The 14,365-nt window shown below is 69.5% G+C and carries 17 protein-coding genes; 6 read left to right on the plus strand and 11 right to left on the minus strand.

Annotated features, from left to right (window positions below):
• Nucleotides 1-7: 7 nt before the first annotated feature.
• The gene (locus C9E82_RS02530) at nucleotides 8-862 is read left to right on the plus strand and encodes a polyphosphate polymerase domain-containing protein (protein ID WP_119900900.1); all 855 of its coding nucleotides are present in this window, start codon (nucleotides 8-10) and stop codon (nucleotides 860-862) included.
• Here the strand turns inward: C9E82_RS02530 and C9E82_RS02535 are convergent.
• Nucleotides 804-1,391: a LysE family translocator gene (locus C9E82_RS02535; RefSeq protein ID WP_122449190.1), complete on the minus strand. Its 588-nt coding sequence runs from the start codon at nucleotides 1,389-1,391 to the stop codon at nucleotides 804-806. The two genes, C9E82_RS02530 and C9E82_RS02535, sit on opposite strands and share 59 nt — an antisense overlap.
• Nucleotides 1,392-1,477: 86 nt before the next feature.
• Between C9E82_RS02535 and C9E82_RS02540 the strand changes: the two genes are divergently transcribed.
• The gene (locus tag C9E82_RS02540) at nucleotides 1,478-1,930 is read left to right on the plus strand and encodes an Lrp/AsnC family transcriptional regulator (RefSeq protein ID WP_119901034.1); all 453 of its coding nucleotides are present in this window, start codon (nucleotides 1,478-1,480) and stop codon (nucleotides 1,928-1,930) included.
• Here the strand turns inward: C9E82_RS02540 and hemF are convergent.
• A complete protein-coding gene (gene hemF / locus C9E82_RS02545; RefSeq protein ID WP_170162184.1) occupies nucleotides 1,927-2,781 on the minus strand; it encodes an oxygen-dependent coproporphyrinogen oxidase in 855 nt (284 codons plus the stop codon). The two genes, C9E82_RS02540 and hemF, sit on opposite strands and share 4 nt — an antisense overlap.
• A gap of 76 nt (nucleotides 2,782-2,857) precedes the next feature.
• Here hemF and C9E82_RS02550 point away from each other — a divergent pair, with 76 nt between their 5' ends.
• Entirely contained in the window at nucleotides 2,858-3,271 is a 414-nt protein-coding gene (locus tag C9E82_RS02550; RefSeq protein WP_119901032.1) for a hypothetical protein, read from the plus strand.
• Here the strand turns inward: C9E82_RS02550 and C9E82_RS02555 are convergent.
• The 3 genes from C9E82_RS02555 to clpS are packed head-to-tail and all read right to left on the minus strand — an operon-like array spanning nucleotide 3,268 to nucleotide 5,429.
• The gene (locus tag C9E82_RS02555) at nucleotides 3,268-4,101 is read right to left on the minus strand and encodes an SDR family NAD(P)-dependent oxidoreductase (protein ID WP_119901031.1); all 834 of its coding nucleotides are present in this window, start codon (nucleotides 4,099-4,101) and stop codon (nucleotides 3,268-3,270) included. The two genes, C9E82_RS02550 and C9E82_RS02555, sit on opposite strands and share 4 nt — an antisense overlap.
• Nucleotides 4,098-5,108: a methyltransferase gene (locus C9E82_RS02560; protein ID WP_119901030.1), complete on the minus strand. Its 1,011-nt coding sequence runs from the start codon at nucleotides 5,106-5,108 to the stop codon at nucleotides 4,098-4,100. Before C9E82_RS02560 ends, C9E82_RS02555 begins: the two co-directional genes overlap by 4 nt.
• Before the next feature lie 3 nt (nucleotides 5,109-5,111).
• Nucleotides 5,112-5,429 (minus strand): ATP-dependent Clp protease adapter ClpS, encoded by a 318-nt coding sequence (gene clpS, locus C9E82_RS02565; protein WP_119901035.1) that lies wholly within the window; start codon nucleotides 5,427-5,429, stop codon nucleotides 5,112-5,114.
• A gap of 349 nt (nucleotides 5,430-5,778) precedes the next feature.
• Here clpS and C9E82_RS02570 point away from each other — a divergent pair, with 349 nt between their 5' ends.
• The 3 genes from C9E82_RS02570 (at nucleotide 5,779) to C9E82_RS02580 (ending at nucleotide 8,662) form a co-directional block, all read left to right on the plus strand.
• Nucleotides 5,779-7,416: a D-alanyl-D-alanine carboxypeptidase family protein gene (locus C9E82_RS02570; protein WP_122449185.1), complete on the plus strand. Its 1,638-nt coding sequence runs from the start codon at nucleotides 5,779-5,781 to the stop codon at nucleotides 7,414-7,416.
• Nucleotides 7,417-7,547: 131 nt separating this feature from the next.
• Nucleotides 7,548-8,099 (plus strand): RNA polymerase sigma factor, encoded by a 552-nt coding sequence (locus C9E82_RS02575; RefSeq protein WP_119898106.1) that lies wholly within the window; start codon nucleotides 7,548-7,550, stop codon nucleotides 8,097-8,099.
• Nucleotides 8,096-8,662, plus strand: coding sequence for a hypothetical protein (locus C9E82_RS02580; protein WP_119898105.1), 567 nt, complete (start codon nucleotides 8,096-8,098; stop codon nucleotides 8,660-8,662). Before C9E82_RS02575 ends, C9E82_RS02580 begins: the two co-directional genes overlap by 4 nt.
• 12 nt (nucleotides 8,663-8,674) lie before the next feature.
• On the opposite strand, the gene C9E82_RS24755 is transcribed toward C9E82_RS02580, so the two are convergent.
• The 6 genes from C9E82_RS24755 to C9E82_RS02605 form a co-directional block, all read right to left on the minus strand.
• Nucleotides 8,675-9,055, minus strand: coding sequence for a hypothetical protein (locus tag C9E82_RS24755; protein ID WP_205962164.1), 381 nt, complete (start codon nucleotides 9,053-9,055; stop codon nucleotides 8,675-8,677).
• Between the two features lie 77 nt (nucleotides 9,056-9,132).
• A complete protein-coding gene (locus tag C9E82_RS24345; protein ID WP_170162065.1) occupies nucleotides 9,133-9,309 on the minus strand; it encodes a hypothetical protein in 177 nt (58 codons plus the stop codon).
• A gap of 270 nt (nucleotides 9,310-9,579) precedes the next feature.
• Nucleotides 9,580-10,503, minus strand: coding sequence for an NAD-dependent epimerase/dehydratase family protein (locus C9E82_RS02590; RefSeq protein ID WP_119898104.1), 924 nt, complete (start codon nucleotides 10,501-10,503; stop codon nucleotides 9,580-9,582).
• Nucleotides 10,503-11,936 carry a mannose-1-phosphate guanylyltransferase/mannose-6-phosphate isomerase gene (locus C9E82_RS02595; RefSeq protein ID WP_119898103.1) on the minus strand — a complete coding sequence of 478 codons (1,434 nt, stop codon included), beginning with the start codon at nucleotides 11,934-11,936 and terminating at the stop codon, nucleotides 10,503-10,505. Before C9E82_RS02595 ends, C9E82_RS02590 begins: the two co-directional genes overlap by 1 nt.
• The gene (gmd, locus tag C9E82_RS02600; protein ID WP_119898102.1) at nucleotides 11,933-13,003 is read right to left on the minus strand and encodes a GDP-mannose 4,6-dehydratase; all 1,071 of its coding nucleotides are present in this window, start codon (nucleotides 13,001-13,003) and stop codon (nucleotides 11,933-11,935) included. The genes C9E82_RS02595 and gmd overlap by 4 nt, the downstream gene beginning before the upstream one ends.
• A 3-nt stretch (nucleotides 13,004-13,006) precedes the next feature.
• Complete coding sequence (locus C9E82_RS02605) at nucleotides 13,007-14,179, minus strand: DegT/DnrJ/EryC1/StrS family aminotransferase (RefSeq protein ID WP_240643526.1); 1,173 nt, start codon at nucleotides 14,177-14,179, stop codon at nucleotides 13,007-13,009.
• Nucleotides 14,180-14,365 lie beyond the last annotated feature (186 nt).

Consider the following 14,365-nt stretch of genomic DNA (forward strand, 5'->3'; position numbering starts at 1 on the left):
GCTCATCATGACCGATTCCATCGCCACCGCGCTTGCCCGCCTGCGCCCGATCTCGCTTGCGGCGCTGAACAGCAAGGCCGCCATGCTGGAGCGGCTGGACAACAAGTATATCGTCGCCGCCGCCGACATGGCGCAGCTGCTGCCCCTGCTCGCCCCGCATTTCGACGTGCTGGAGATCGGCGGCAAGCGCGTCTTCACCTATCGGACCTGCTATTTCGACGATGCCCGGCTGACCGCCTATCGCGCCCATCACCAGGGCCGGCGCCGCCGGGCCAAGGTCCGGGTCCGCGACTATTGCGACGCCGGGCTGCGCTTCCTGGAGATCAAGCTGAAGGACCGCCGCTCGATCACCGTCAAGAAGCGGCTGAAGCTGCCGCCGGGCGCCGATGCGCTGGACCGGCGCGGGCTGGACTTCATCGATGCCGAATACCGCGCGCTCTACGGAGAGCCGTTTCCCGCCGGGCTGGATGCGGTGATCCGCATGGAATACCGCCGCATCACCCTGGTCGCCCGCGAGGGGGGCGAACGGATGACCATCGATACCGGACTGGTCTTCCGCACCGAGCGCAAGGAACGCGCCGTCGATCCCGGCCTGTTCATCATCGAGACGAAATCCGAGCGCGCCAACGGGCTGGCCGACAAGATCCTGCGGTCGCTGCATCTGCATCCGACCAAGCGGGTGTCGAAATATTGCGTCGGCATGGCATCGATGGGCCGGGCGCCGCGCGCCAACCGCTTCCTGCTGGCGATGCGGCGGCTGGGGCTGGCGCCGTTTTCGGACGGGGCCTACGGCGACCTGGCGCTCAGCCCCGCAGCACCGGCAGCATCGAGGCCAGCAGCAGCGCGGCCATCAGCCAGTTGAAGGCGCGCAGGCGGCGGGGGCTGGACAGCACGCGACGCAGCCCCTGCCCCATCGCCGCCCAGGCCGAGACCGTCGGCAGGTTCACCGCCGCGAAGACCAGCGCCACCACCGCCGCGCCGCCCACCCCCGCCGCATAGGCCGACAGCGCCCCCAGCGCCATCGCCCAGGCCTTGGGGTTGACCCATTGGAAGGCCGCTGCCTGCAGGAAGGTCAGCGGCCTGCCCGCCCCCGCCGTGCCTTCCGGGGCGCTGGCGGTCGCGATCTTCCAGGCCAGCCAGATCATATAGGCCAGGCTGACCCATTTCATCGCCGAGGCCAGCACCGGGTTGCCGGCGATCACCCGGTCGACCCCCAGCCCCAGCAGCGCCACCATCGCCCCGAAACCCAGCGAGACGCCCAGCATGTGCGGCACCGTCCGCCGGATGCCGAAATTCGCGCCCGAGGCCATCAGCATCATGTTGTTCGGCCCCGGCGTGGCCGAGGTGACGAAGGCGAAGCCCGCCAGCGCAAGCATCAGATCCGCATTCATGATCGCTTCCTTTCGCTGCAATCATGACGCAGATCGCGCGCAATTTCCCTGTTATCATCGCGCCGGATTGGCTATCCTTGCAATCCATGAGCCTCGACGACCGCATCAGCACACGGATATTGCAGGAACTGCGCCGCGACGGCAGGCTGCCGAATACCGAGCTTGCGGCGCGGGTGGGGCTGTCGCCCTCGGCCTGCCTGCGGCGGGTGCAGGAGCTGGAGCGGCGCGGGGTCATCGCCGGCTATCGCGCGATCATCAGCCCGCAGGCGCGCGGCGCGGGCTTCATCGCCTATGTCGCCGTCGGGTTGTCGCGCCATTCCAACGAGGCGCAGCTGGCCTTCGAGCGCGCCTGCCTGGCCGCCCCCGCCGTGCGCGAATGCCACAACATCACCGGCACGGTGGAATACCTGCTGCGGGTCGAGCTGGCCGACCTGGCCGCCTACAAGCAGTTCCACAGCGACGTGCTGGGCGCCTTTCCCTGGATCGCCACCATCACCACCCATGTGGTGATGGGCAGCCCCAAGGACGAACGCGCCTAGACCCACTTGGCCAGCGGCGGCAGGCTCATCAGCACGGCATCGGCGTTATGCCCGGTCTCCAGCCCGAACTTGGTGCCCCGGTCATAGACCAGGTTGTATTCGGCATAGAGCCCGCGATGGATCAGCTGCGCGTCGCGATCGGCCTCGGTGAAGGGCTGGGCGCAGCGCGCCTCGGCCAGGGGCAGGAAGGCGGGCAGGAAGGCCTCGCCCACCGCGCGGGTGAAGGCGAAATCAGCCTGCCAGTCGCCGCTGTTCAGGTCGTCGAAGAAGATCCCGCCGACGCCGCGGGCGCGGCCGCGATGCGGGATGAAGAAATATTCGTCCGCCCAGGCCTTGAAACGGTCGTAGTAATCCGCGCCATGCGCCGCGCAGGCCGCGCGCAGCCTGTCGTGGAAATGCGCGGTGTCCTCGGGATATTCAATGCAGGGGTTCAGGTCCGCGCCGCCCCCGAACCACCAGGCGCCGGGGGTCCAGAACATGCGGGTGTTCATGTGGACGGCCGGGGCGTGCGGGTTCTGCATATGCGCAACGAGGCTGATCCCCGAGGCCCAGAAGCGCGGATCGCTGTCCATGCCCGGCACGCCGCGCGCCGCCATCGCGGCCTGCGCCCTGGGGGCCAGCGTGCCGTGGACCTCGGACCAGTTGACGCCGACCTTCTCGAAGACCCGGCCGCCGCGCATCACCGACATGATCCCGCCGCCGCCATCCTCGCCCCGTTGCGTCGGCGTGACCTGGAACCGGCCCGCCGGGCCATTGCCGGACCCGCGATCCTCCAGCGCCTCGAAGGCCAGGGTGATGCGGTCGCGCAATTCGCGGAACCATGTGGCGGCGCTGCGGCGTTGTTCGTCCATGAGGTCCTCATTCGTGATTTGCCAAGCCCGTCCCGGCGCGGCTAGCATCCCATAACCCGCTGTAAAGAGACCGGCCATGACCCGCAACTCTGCCATTGCCCTGATCCTGACCCTGCCGCTGCTGGCCGCCTGCGGCACGCCGCAGGAACGCTGCATCAGCCGCCATACCGGCGAATACCGCAATGTCAGCCGGTTGCTGGCCGAGGTCGAGGGCAACTTGGCGCGCGGCTATGCCTGGGAGGAACGGCAGGTGGTGCGCGACCGGCTGACCCATTGCCGCAGCTATGAACGCGGCAGGGATGGCAAGGTCTATCCGGTCGTGGTGCCCTGCTGGCGCGACTATGTCGACACGCAGCGCTATCGCGTGCCGATCGACCCGGCGGTCGAGACCCGCAAGCGCGACAACCTGGCCGCCAGGAAGGCCCAGCTGTCGGGCCAGGCGGCCGCCTATGTCCAGGCCTGCCAGGCCGCCTTCCCCGAGAACGACTAGACCGGGCGCGCACCCGGCCCCGCGCCGGTCACCGCATCGACCAGGCTGCGCCCGCCATCCACGGTCAGGACCTGGCCGGTGACGAAGCGCGCACCCTCGCTGACCAGATAGTGGACGACCTCGGTCAGCTCGTCCGGGGCGGCGATGCGGCCAAGCGGCGTGCCCGCCAGCATGCGGCTGCGCAGGCCCGGATCGGTCTTCAGCGCGGCCTGCAATTCATGCGACATGACGCTGCCGAAACGGACCGCGTTGACGCGGATCCGATGCGGCGCCAGCACCAGCGCAAGGTTCCGCGTCGCCTGTTCCTGCGCCGCGCAGGCGATGGAATAGCCCATCTTCTCGGGCGCCGGCCGCGCGCCCGCCAGCGTGGTCAGGTTGACGATCGCCCCCGCCTGCGCCCCGGCCTGCGCGCCCTCGCCGCCCGCCTCGGCCTGCTTCATCATCCGCCGGGCCACGATCTGCGACAGCCGCAGGCTGCCCAGGACATTGTGGCGCAGCATCTCCTCGACCTCCTGGGGGTCGGCCTCCAGCGGGTCGGAATCCTTCACCAGCCGATGCGCATTGACCAGGATGTCGACCCGGTCGAAGGCATCCAGCGTCGCCGACAGCAGGTTGGCCAGCGCCAGCCGCGCCGACAGGTCGCCCGAGAAGATGCGCACCGGCCCCGATTCGCGATCATGGCCGGCCAGTTCCGTCTCCAGCGCGGCCTCGTCGCAATCGGCGAACATGACATTCGCGCCGCGTTCGGCGAAATGGCGGCCGATGGCCAGGCCGATGCCGTGGCCGGCGCCGGTCACGATGGCGGTCTTGCCCTGGATCGACAGGCTCATCGCCGTTTCCTCGGCGCCGGCGCGGCGCCGCGCCCCGCGCCCGTGGCCTCGATCACCTTGAAGCGCGTATCGCCGCCGATTTCCTCGTGCCGGGCGAAATGCGCGGCCAGCACCGATTCATAGGGAAGATGCCGGTTCGCGACCATCCACAGCCGGCCCGCGCCGGTCAGAAGCCGCGCGGCGGCGGCGATGAAGGCGGCGCCCAGCTTCGGATCGGCGCTGCGCCCGGCATGGAAGGGCGGGTTCATGATGACGCCGTTCACCGGCTCGGGCAGGCGGAAATCGCGCGCATCGGCCCAGTGGAAGCGTGCCCGCGGATCGGTCACGTTGCGGCGCGCGGCCTCCAGGGCGTCATGATCGGCCTCGACCAGGTGCAGGACCTCGATCCCGTCGCGCGCCAGCGCCTGCGCCGACAGCCAGCCCCAGCCCGCGCCCAGGTCCACGACGCGGATCGGCAGCCGCTCGGGCAGATGCCGCGCCAAGAGGGCCGAGCCGGCATCGACGCCATCGGCCGAAAACACGCCGGGCCGGGTGACGAAACCCGGCGCCGCCTCGGCCGTCCGCGCGGCCCAGTCGGGCGGCAGCCAGTCGCCGGCGGGAACGGTCAGGCGAAAGATCTTGCCATGCGCCTTGCTGTGGACCTCTTCGACGGGGGCCAGCGCGCGCAGCTCCTTCAGGATGCTGTCGACCCCGTCGGTCTTCTGCCCGTCGATCCACAGGGCGGCGCCGGGGGCCAGCCGCGCGGCGGCGTCAGTGATGCGCGCCCGCGCCGCCGGCTTGGCGCGCGGCAGGAAGACCAGCGCCAGGTCGAAATCGCCCTCGACATGCGGGGCGACCTGCCAGCCCTGCGCCTTCAGCGCCTGATGATCGGGGAAATTCCCCTGCTGCACCCAGCTCCGCGCCGGATCGAGAGGGGCCAGAGACGCATCCGCCCCCGCCCCGATCACCAGCACACGGCCCTCCGGCGCGCCGGAGGGGAAGGCGCTTTCCAGTCGTGATATTGCCACGGTCTACTCTTTTTCCATCGTGCATTGCAGGGGATGCTGCTGGCGCCGGGCCAGCTCCATCACCTGGGCGACCTTCGTCTCGGCCACCTCGTGCGAGAAGACGCCGACCACCGCCACGCCGCGACGATGCACGGTCAGCATGATCTCGATCGCCTGCGCATGGGTCATGTTGAACAGCCGTTCCAGCACATGCACGACGAATTCCATCGGCGTGAAATCATCGTTCAGCATCAGCACCTTGTACATGGGCGGACGCTGCGGCTTGGTGCGCGGCTTGACGGCCAGGTCGGACTGGCCGTCGGGGTTGCTGGGATCGGACATCCAATGCGTCATGGGCGGATCGCTGCGGCCTTTGCAAGCGTGGGTCTGCTTCGTCGGGCGGGGGCGGCGCCGATCGTTCCCGGGCCGCCATCCTTGAAATATAGTCGAAATCGGCGGCGTTGGAACCCCCCGGAACAGCCGCGCCGCGACCGCGGGGGGCCTGCCGCGCAGGTTCCGGCGCATCGCCCGAGGAAAATAACTCAAATGCACGGTTTTCTGGTGAAAAGTCTCGTGCTATTGTCCAAATATTAAGTATGGGCGTGCGACAAAAGACACGCCTGCTTGAGGCAGAGAGACCGCGACAGTGACCAGATTCCTTCCGACAGCCCGCCTGTGGGCCCTGCTGCTGATGGCAGCGATCCTGCCCGCGCAGCTCAGCGCGGCGCCCTTCGCGGCCCATGTGATGGATGCGCGCACCGGCCAGCCGATCTACAGCCAGAATGCGGATACCCGCCTGCATCCGGCCTCGCTGACCAAGATGATGACGCTCTACCTGGCCTTCGCCGCGATCGAGCGCGGCCAGGTGCGGCTCGATTCCAAGTTCACCATCTCCTCGAAGGCCGCGGCCGAGCCGCCCTCGAAGCTGGGCCTGCGCGCCGGCCAGCAGATCGAGCTGCGCTATCTGATCCGCGCCGCCGCGATCAAGTCGGCCAACGACGCCGCCACCGCGATCGGCGAGGGGCTGGCCGGATCCGAAAGCGCCTTCGCCCAGCAGATGACGGCGACGGCGCGGGCGCTGGGGATGCGCAACACCCAGTTCCGTAACGCCCATGGCCTGACGCAAGAGGGGCATTATTCCACCGCCCATGACATGAGCATCATGGGCCGCCGGCTGTTCTACGATTTCCCGCAATATTACAACATCTTCTCGCGCCGCTCGGCGGATGCGGGCATCGCCCAGGTGGCCTCGACCAACAAGCGTTTCCTGGACGATTACAGCGGCGCGGACGGGATCAAGACCGGCTATACCCGCGCCGCCGGCTTCAACCTGACCGCCTCGGCGCAGCGCGGCAACAAGCGGCTGATCGCCACCGTCTTCGGCGGCACCTCGACCGCGCAGCGCAACCAGGTGATGTCGCAACTGCTGGATGCCGGCTTCAACCGCGTGCCCAACCGGGTCCGCGAAGTCCGCCCCGAACCGCCGCAATTGCTGGCCCAGAAGGTCGTCCGCCGCGCCCAGGTCGAACCCGCGCCCGCCGCGACCCAGGCCCAGCCGCAGCGGCTGGTCCTGACCGCCTCGGCCGCGCCGCGCCGGGTGGAACGCCCGGCACAGGCGGCCTCGACCGCGAATGCCTTTGCCGCCGCCCCCGCCGCGGCGCCCCAGCCGCAGACGACAGGCCGGACCACCGCGCTGAGCCTTGCGGCCAGCGCCCGGCCGCAGCTGCGGCCCGCGGCCCGCTCGAATGCCGTGGAGGCCGCGGTAGAGATGGCCGCCGCCCAGACCCCCGCCGCCCAGGCCCCCGAATCGCAAAGCGCCAGCCTGGCCGCGCCGGTCCTGGCAAGCTCGTCGCGCCCGGCCCGCTCGCCGCGGTCGCGCCAAGCCGCCAGCACCGCCGATGTCGCGCAGGCCGAACCCGCGCCCGAACCCGCCGTCGCCGCGGCGGCCCCGGCCCCGGCCCCGGCGGGCTCGCTCAGCCTCGATGCCTCGCGCGCGCCGAAGCCGCGCTCCGAGACGGTGATCCTGGCGGCGATGGGCGAAGGCGACCTGGCCAATCCCGAGGCGGTCGAGATCGTCCGCCGCCCGGCCAATGGCGGCCGCAGCTGGGGCGTGTCGCTTGGGCTCTATGGCTCGCGCGCCGAAGCCGACCGGCTGTTGCTGCGCGCCGCCCTGCAGGACGGCGCCACGCTGGGACAGGCCCGGCGCAACATCGCCGACACCAAGCGCGGGTTCGAGGCGCATTTCGTCAATCTCAGCAAGGCCGAGGCCGAACTGGCCTGCAGCCGTCTCAGCGCGCGCCAGCAGAACTGCACGGTCGTCGGTCCCTGAGCGGCGCCGAAAATCCGAACCGGATGCACGAGAGCGGGGCCGAAACCCCGCTCTTTTCTCATCCTGCCGCCCGCCCTGCCCTTCGGCCACGTGGTCTGTAAGAAACCGCGCGGCCGGGCGACTATCCTGTCATGAGCATTGCGGTATCCCCCGATGAAAGCGCGCTGCCGCCGGATGCGGATCGGCGCTATCTGCTGGCGGTCGATCTGCTTGGCGGGGCGCTGAATCGCCTGGCCGCCGGCTATGAGGCGAACCCCGCCGAACGCGAGGACCTGCTGCAGGAGATCCACCTGCAATTGTGGCGCAGCCTGTCGGGTTTCGACGGCCGCTGCTCGTTGCGCAGCTGGGTCTATCGCGTGGCCCATAACGTCGCCGCCGATCATGTCGGCCGCGCCATGCGCCGCCCGACGGTCAGCCTCGAACTGGCCGATCTCGACGACACCACGGCCTCGGTCCACGCGCATGAGGAGGACCTGCTGGACCGGATCACGCTGACGCAGCTCTATGCGCTGCTCTACCGGCTGGGGCCGATCGACCGGCAGGTCATGCTGCTCTACCTGGAAGGCGAAAGCGCGGCGGTGACGGCCGAGGTCTGCGGGCTGTCGCCGGGCGCGGTCGCCACGCGGATCCACCGCCTGAAGGCGATGCTTGGCCAGATGCTGAAGGAAGGGGTGACGCCATGACCCGGCCGGCGAAGACATGGAAGGAACAGGACATGCCCACGATCCCGATCCCCCTCGACACGATCCGCAACCGGCATTCCCGGTTCGAGCGGATGATCCATCGCCGCAACCTGCGTGAGCTTGTCGCGGGCGGGGCGGCGGCGCTGGTGCTGCTGGTCGTCGGCACGCTGCGGCTGATGCAGGCCCAGCAACCGGCGGCCGTCCTGTCGGCCCTGGGCTTCTGGGTGCTTGCCCTGGGCATCCTTGGGGCGGTGGGCTATCTGTTCCGGCGCGCCCGCAAAGACCGGCGCGACCTTGCCCTGCCCGGCCGGACGCATCTGGCGCTGCGGCTGGGGCGAGAGCGCGATGCCCTGCGGCGGGTCTGGCTGACCTATGTCGCGCCGATGCTGCCGGGCTTCGTGCTGATCTATCTGGGCCAGTGGCTGCAGGCGCCGGAAAGCCGTGGCGCCACGCTGTGGGCGGCGGGGATCACGGCGGCGGTCCTGCTGGGCGTGATCGTCCTGAACCTGCTGGCCGCGCGGGCGATCGCACGCGAATTGCGCGAACTGGAACGCGAGGGCTGACCGGCGCGGTGCTCAGCAGGCGGCGGGCTCGACCGGCTCGGCCCGGCCGGCCAGATCCAGCCCGCGCGCGGTCGGCGCGTGCCAGGTGGTCGAGGGCGCGACCCCGCCTTGCGGATTGGTGCCGATGGTCGAGCCGCCCGTCCCGCCGCTCCAGCCGGTATTCCCGGAATTCGCCGGATCGGTGCCATCCGCGCTGCGCGTGTCATCGGTGGCGGCCTCGGCCTTGCCGGCGGGATCGGGGCAATCCCCCGCGCGCCCCTGCTGGGCGGCGCCCGCCGCCGGCGCCTCGTCCTGGCCCGGCGCGGCGTCCTGCGCCAGGGCCATGCCGCCCGCCGCCATGCAGATCATGGCCGCCGCCAGCCCCGCCCGGATCGTCTCTGTCATCGCCGACATCTGGCCCTCCTGCGAAATCCATGGTCGGTCACGCAACGCGGCATGTCCCGTCAGGTTCCCGGAGCGGGGCCGGCGGGTCAGTCGCTGGTGGGATCGCCGGCGCGCAGGCTGATGATGATCGCCGACAGCACCAGGGCCAGGGCGCCGCAGAGGACATAGGCCAGCGAGGCGACGAACAGAGAGCCGCCGAGGCCGACGACCAGCGCCGCCCCCGCCATGCCGCAGAATATCGCCACCACCAGAAAAGCCGCCATGATCCCTTCCCCGGCGCGAATGGCGCATATCGGGCCATCCGCGGTTACTTTCAGGCGAGCCTGCAGCCCGCCACTCGCGCCCAAGTATAGCAATGCAAATCGTGACATGCACCCTGTCACGTCGCATTGAACACGGTGATTCCTTAATGACAGATTAACAGATCAATCCCGACGGCGTTTTTCAGACGATTTTCATCATTTTCCGCGGCCCGCCGGCGGTCTTCGGCCAGGACCGGGCCGCCCGCGGCGAATCACCCCATCAGGGGCGCGTCAGGCCAGCGCCCCGCGCGCCGCCGCCACCGCGCGTTCAAGGTCGGGCAGGATCGAGGCGGGCGGATGATAGCCGAGCGCCTCGGCGCGGGCGGAAGAGATCAGCTTGGCCCGCATCCCCTCGGGCCGGGACGGAACGTGCCGGAAGCGGCCGTTCCAGCCGATGATCCCGGCAATCATCCGGTAATAGTCGTTGACCGAATGGTCGCGCCCGGCGCCGATGTTCAGCAGCGGCGGCAGCGGGTCCAGGCTGGGCAGGCGGGCCAGGATGAAGCGGGCCAGGTGGTCGGCGGCCAGGAATTCGCGCCGCGCCGTGCCGCTGCCCCAGATCGTGACCTCGGGCAGGGCCTGCTGCTGGGCCCGCAGCAGCTTGGTGATGGCGGCGGCGACCAGATGCGCCGAGTCGCTGCCGAAATGATCCTCGGGGCCGAACAGGTTGCAGGGGATCAGCGTCCGCCATGCCCGGCCATATTGGCGCGCGACATCTTCGCAGAGCCGCGCGGCGGTGATCTTCGCCAGCGCATAGCCCTCGTTCGTGGGCTCCAGCGGCGCGGCCAGGATGTCCTCCTCGACCAGCGGCTGGCGATGGTCGCGCGGATACATGCAGGACGAGCCCAGATTGACCAGCCGCCCCACCCCCGCCTGGTGGGCGCCCATCAGCACCGCGTCGTTCAGGCGCAGGTTGTCGGCCAGAAACCCCACCGGATCGTTGATATTGGCCTGGATGCCGCCCACGCGGGCCGCGGCATGGATCACCGCGTCAATGCGGTGATCCGCGATCCAGCGCGCCACCTCGGCGCGATCCTCAAGCGGCAGGTCGCGGCGCGAAGGGGCCAGCAGCGTCAGGTCCGGCGCGACCTGGGGCTGGAGCCGGCGGATCGCCCGCCCGACCATCCCCGATCCGCCGGTCAGCAGGACCCGCATCAGCCGCTGCGGTCGCGGGCATAGACATCCTCGTAGCGGATGATGTCATCCTCGCCCAGGTAAGAGCCGGTCTGCACCTCGATCAGCACCATCGGCACCTTGCCGGGGTTTTCCATCCGATGCACCGCGCCCAGGGGGACATAGATCGACTGGTTTTCCGTGACCAGCGTCACCGCGTCATCGACCGTCACCCGCGCCGTGCCCGACACGACGATCCAGTGTTCCGAGCGATGCACATGGCTTTGCAGCGACAGCGCCGCGCCGGGCTTGACGACGATGCGCTTGACCTGGAAGCGGTCGGCCAGGGCCAGCGTCTCGAACCAGCCCCAGGGGCGATGGTCGCGGGGGAAGCTTTCGGCCTGCTTGCGGCCCTTCTTCTTCAGCGCGGTGACGGCCTGGCGCACCTCTTGCGCCTTGTCCATGCCGGCGACCAGCACCGCGTCGCTGGTGGCCACCACCATCATGTCCTTCAGCCCGATGCCCACGACCTGCAGATCCTCGCTGTCCGAGCGCAGCAGCACGTTCTCGCAGCCGATCGCGGTCGAACGGTCGTCGGCGACGACGCCATCGGCATGGCCGCCGCCCGACAGTTCCTCGCGCCAGACCGCGTCCCAGCCGCCCAGGTCGGACCAGTGGTCGGAAAAGCGCACCACGGCCAGGTTGCCGGCCTTCTCCATCACCGCATAGTCGATGGACTGGTCGGCCAGCCCCTCCCACGGGGCGCGGGCCAGGCGCAGGAAGCCCAGGTCGGTATGGGCACCGTCGATGGCGGTCTGCACCGGCTCCAGGTAATCCGGGGCATGGGCGCGGAAGGCCTCGATCATGGTCCGGGCCGAGAACAGGAAGATCCCCGCATTCCACAGGAAATTCCCCTGCGCCAGCATCTGTGCGGCGGCCTCCGTATCGGGCTTTTCGACGAAGCGGGCCAGGGGCTGCGGCCCCTCGCCCTCTCCGGCCAGTTCCAGATAGCCATAGCCGGTCTCGGGGCGGGTCGGGGTGATGCCGAAGGTCACGATGCGGCCCTGCCGGGCGGGACCGGTGCCGGCCTCGACCGCGCGGGCGAAGGCGGCGGCGTCGGGGATCACATGGTCCGATGGCGCCACCAGCAGCAGCCGCTCGGGATCCTCGGCCGCAGCCATCAGCGCGGCAGCAAGGATCGCGGGGGCGGTGTTGCGGCCCAGGGGCTCGATCACGATGGCGGCGGGCGGAATGCCGATCTGGTCCAGCTGCTCGGCCACGATGAAGCGGAAATCGGCATTGGTCATCACCACCGGCGCCGCGAAATCCGCGCCCGACAGCCGCCGGGCCGAGGCCTGGAACAGCGTCTGGTCGCCGATCAGCTGCGCGAACTGCTTGGGAAAGCTGCGGCGAGAGACGGGCCACAGCCGCGTGCCCGAACCGCCTGCCATCAGGACCGGGGTGATCTTGCTCATTCGACGACTCCATAGGTTCGGCGGGCCAGCCGTTCGGTTTCCAGCAGGCGGCAATCCTGGTCGACCATCTCGGCCACCAGGTCAGAAAAGCCGGTTTCGTGCCGCCAGCCAAGCAGTTTGCGCGCCTTGGCGGCATCGCCCTGCAGCACGTCCACCTCGGCCGGGCGGAAATAGACCGGGTCGATCTGGATCAGGCAGCGGCCTGAGGCGGCGTCATGGCCGGTTTCCTCGACCCCCGCGCCGCGCCATTCCAGGGTGATGCCGATCCGGGCGAAGGCCAGTTCGCAGAACTCGCGGACGCTGTGCGAGACGCCGGTGGCCAGCACGAAATCGTCGGGCGCGTCATGTTGCAGGATCTGCCACATCCCCAGCGCATAGTCGCGCGCATGGCCCCAGTCGCGCAGCGCATCCAGGTTGCCCAGATACAGCCGCTCCTGCAGCCCCATGCGGATCGCGGCCACGGCGCGGCTGATCTTGCGGGTCACGAAGGTCTCGCCCCGGATCGGGCTTTCGTGATTGAACAGGATCCCGTTCGAGGCGAACATCCCGTAGGCCTCGCGATAGTTCACCGTGATCCAGTAGGCATAGAGCTTGGCCGCCCCGTAGGGTGATCGCGGATGGAAGGGCGTCGCCTCGTTCTGCGGAACCTCTGCCGCCTTGCCGTAAAGCTCGGATGTCGAGGCCTGGTAGAAGCGCGTGCCGTCCAGCTTCAACAGCCGCATCGCCTCCAGCAGGCGCAAGGGGCCGATGGCGTCGGCATTGGCGGTATATTCCGGCATCTCGAAACTGACGCGGACATGGGACTGGGCGGCCAGGTTGTAGATCTCGTCCGGGCGGATCTCGGCCAGGGTGCGGATCAGCGCGCTGCCGTCGGTCATGTCGCCGTAATGCAGATGGAAGCGGCCGGTGCCATGCGGGTCGATCGACAAATGGTCGATCCGGCCGGTATTGAAGCTGGAGGAGCGGCGCTTGATGCCGTGGACCTCATAGCCTTTTTCCAGCAGCAGTTCCGCCAGATAGGCCCCGTCCTGCCCCGTCACCCCGGTGATCAGCGCGCGTTTCGCCATCGCTCAGGCCCCTTTCGCCACATCTTCGACCACCTGCCGCAACCGCTCGATCTGCGGGCGGATGGGATAGTGGTGATTGCCGGTGAACAGCCCGTCGCGGTCGATCCGTTCGGCGGCGGGCAGGGCCGAGGCCACCGAATGGTCCAGCTTGGCGATCACCGGGTTGTTGAGGAAATTCCCCGCCACGACGGGCCGGGCCTCGATCTCGGCCAGGGTCAGGGCGCGGACCAGTTGGGCGCGACGCCCCGCCAGCCGCCCCTTCAGGATCATCGCGAAGCCGAACCAAGAGGATTCGCCGGTCTCATGCTGGATGTCCAGATCCTGCATGTCGCTGAAAAGGCTTCGGAAGATCGCGGCATTGGCGCGCCGCTGCGCGACGAAGCCGGGCAGTTTCGCAAGCTGCTCGGTCCCCAGCGCGCCCTCCATCTCCAGCGGGCGCAGGTTGTAGCCGGGCAGCACGAAGCGGAACTGGCGCTGGAACGGGTCGGGATCGATGGGCAGGTGGCTGTCAGGGGCCAGCCCGCGCGTCCAGCCATGGGCGCGCAGCGACAGCAGGTTGTCATGAAGCTTGCGGTCATCGGTGACGACCATGCCGCCTTCCATCGTGCAGATATGATGCGAGAAGAAGCTGGAGAAGGTCCCCAGCGCCCCGAAGGACCCCGCCATGCGCCCATCCAGCCGCGCGCCCATGGATTCGCAATTGTCCTCGATCAGGACCAGCCCGGCCGCGTCGGCGATGGCGCGAAGCCGGGTCAGCGCGGCGGGATTGCCCAGCAGGTTCACCGCCAGGATGGCGCGCGTGCGCGGGGTGATCGCGGCCTGGACCAGGTCGGGATCGATGTTCAGCGTGGCCGGATCGACATCGACGAAGCGCAGGCGCAGCCCGGTCTGCGTCACCGGGAAATAGGTGGTGGACCAGCTGACGGCGGGCACGATCACCTCGTCCCCCTGCCGCCAGCCCCAGTCGGGATGCCAGAAGGCCGCCGCCAGCGCCAGAAGGTTCGCGGCCGAGCCCGACGAGGCCATGACCGCGTATCGGCTGCCGCAATGGGCGGCGAAGGCTTCCTCGAACCGGGCGACCTCGGGGCCCATCGTGTGCCGCCCCGAGGCGATCACGCGGGCCAGCGCATCCTGTTCGGCTTGGTCCCAGGTCGTGCTGGCCAGAGGATAGAACACGCGCACCCGCTCCGCTTGGATCTTCGCCGCAAGGGATAGCCCATGCGATCTGCCGGGCCAAGCCGAAGCTCCGTCAATTTGTAGCGGAGCGGCAAACGGGCCATGGCAGCCGCGCGAGGTGGAGCAGCGCCCCGCCGGCGGGATCGTCCTGTCGCGGGCGGCGGCGCGGCGGCGCGATCGGGGGGC

Source organism: Paracoccus sigandri, from assembly GCF_003709565.1.
GTDB classification, from domain to species: Bacteria; Pseudomonadota; Alphaproteobacteria; order Rhodobacterales; family Rhodobacteraceae; genus Paracoccus; species Paracoccus siganidrum.

What these genes read in the sequence shown, in the direction of transcription:
- C9E82_RS02530 (WP_119900900.1), top strand. Translation starts at nt 8, where the DNA reads ATGACCGATTCCATCGCCACCGCGCTTGCCCGCCTGCGCCCGATCTCG.
- C9E82_RS02535 (WP_122449190.1), bottom strand. Translation starts at nt 1,391, where the DNA reads ATGAATGCGGATCTGATGCTTGCGCTGGCGGGCTTCGCCTTCGTCACC.
- C9E82_RS02540 (WP_119901034.1), top strand. Translation starts at nt 1,478, where the DNA reads ATGAGCCTCGACGACCGCATCAGCACACGGATATTGCAGGAACTGCGC.
- hemF (WP_170162184.1), bottom strand. Translation starts at nt 2,781, where the DNA reads ATGGACGAACAACGCCGCAGCGCCGCCACATGGTTCCGCGAATTGCGC.
- C9E82_RS02550 (WP_119901032.1), top strand. Translation starts at nt 2,858, where the DNA reads ATGACCCGCAACTCTGCCATTGCCCTGATCCTGACCCTGCCGCTGCTG.
- C9E82_RS02555 (WP_119901031.1), bottom strand. Translation starts at nt 4,101, where the DNA reads ATGAGCCTGTCGATCCAGGGCAAGACCGCCATCGTGACCGGCGCCGGC.
- clpS (WP_119901035.1), bottom strand. Translation starts at nt 5,429, where the DNA reads ATGTCCGATCCCAGCAACCCCGACGGCCAGTCCGACCTGGCCGTCAAG.
- C9E82_RS02570 (WP_122449185.1), top strand. Translation starts at nt 5,779, where the DNA reads ATGGCAGCGATCCTGCCCGCGCAGCTCAGCGCGGCGCCCTTCGCGGCC.
- C9E82_RS02575 (WP_119898106.1), top strand. Translation starts at nt 7,548, where the DNA reads ATGAGCATTGCGGTATCCCCCGATGAAAGCGCGCTGCCGCCGGATGCG.
- C9E82_RS02580 (WP_119898105.1), top strand. Translation starts at nt 8,096, where the DNA reads ATGACCCGGCCGGCGAAGACATGGAAGGAACAGGACATGCCCACGATC.
- C9E82_RS24755 (WP_205962164.1), bottom strand. Translation starts at nt 9,055, where the DNA reads ATGTCGGCGATGACAGAGACGATCCGGGCGGGGCTGGCGGCGGCCATG.
- C9E82_RS24345 (WP_170162065.1), bottom strand. Translation starts at nt 9,309, where the DNA reads ATGGCGGCTTTTCTGGTGGTGGCGATATTCTGCGGCATGGCGGGGGCG.
- C9E82_RS02590 (WP_119898104.1), bottom strand. Translation starts at nt 10,503, where the DNA reads ATGCGGGTCCTGCTGACCGGCGGATCGGGGATGGTCGGGCGGGCGATC.
- C9E82_RS02595 (WP_119898103.1), bottom strand. Translation starts at nt 11,936, where the DNA reads ATGAGCAAGATCACCCCGGTCCTGATGGCAGGCGGTTCGGGCACGCGG.
- gmd (WP_119898102.1), bottom strand. Translation starts at nt 13,003, where the DNA reads ATGGCGAAACGCGCGCTGATCACCGGGGTGACGGGGCAGGACGGGGCC.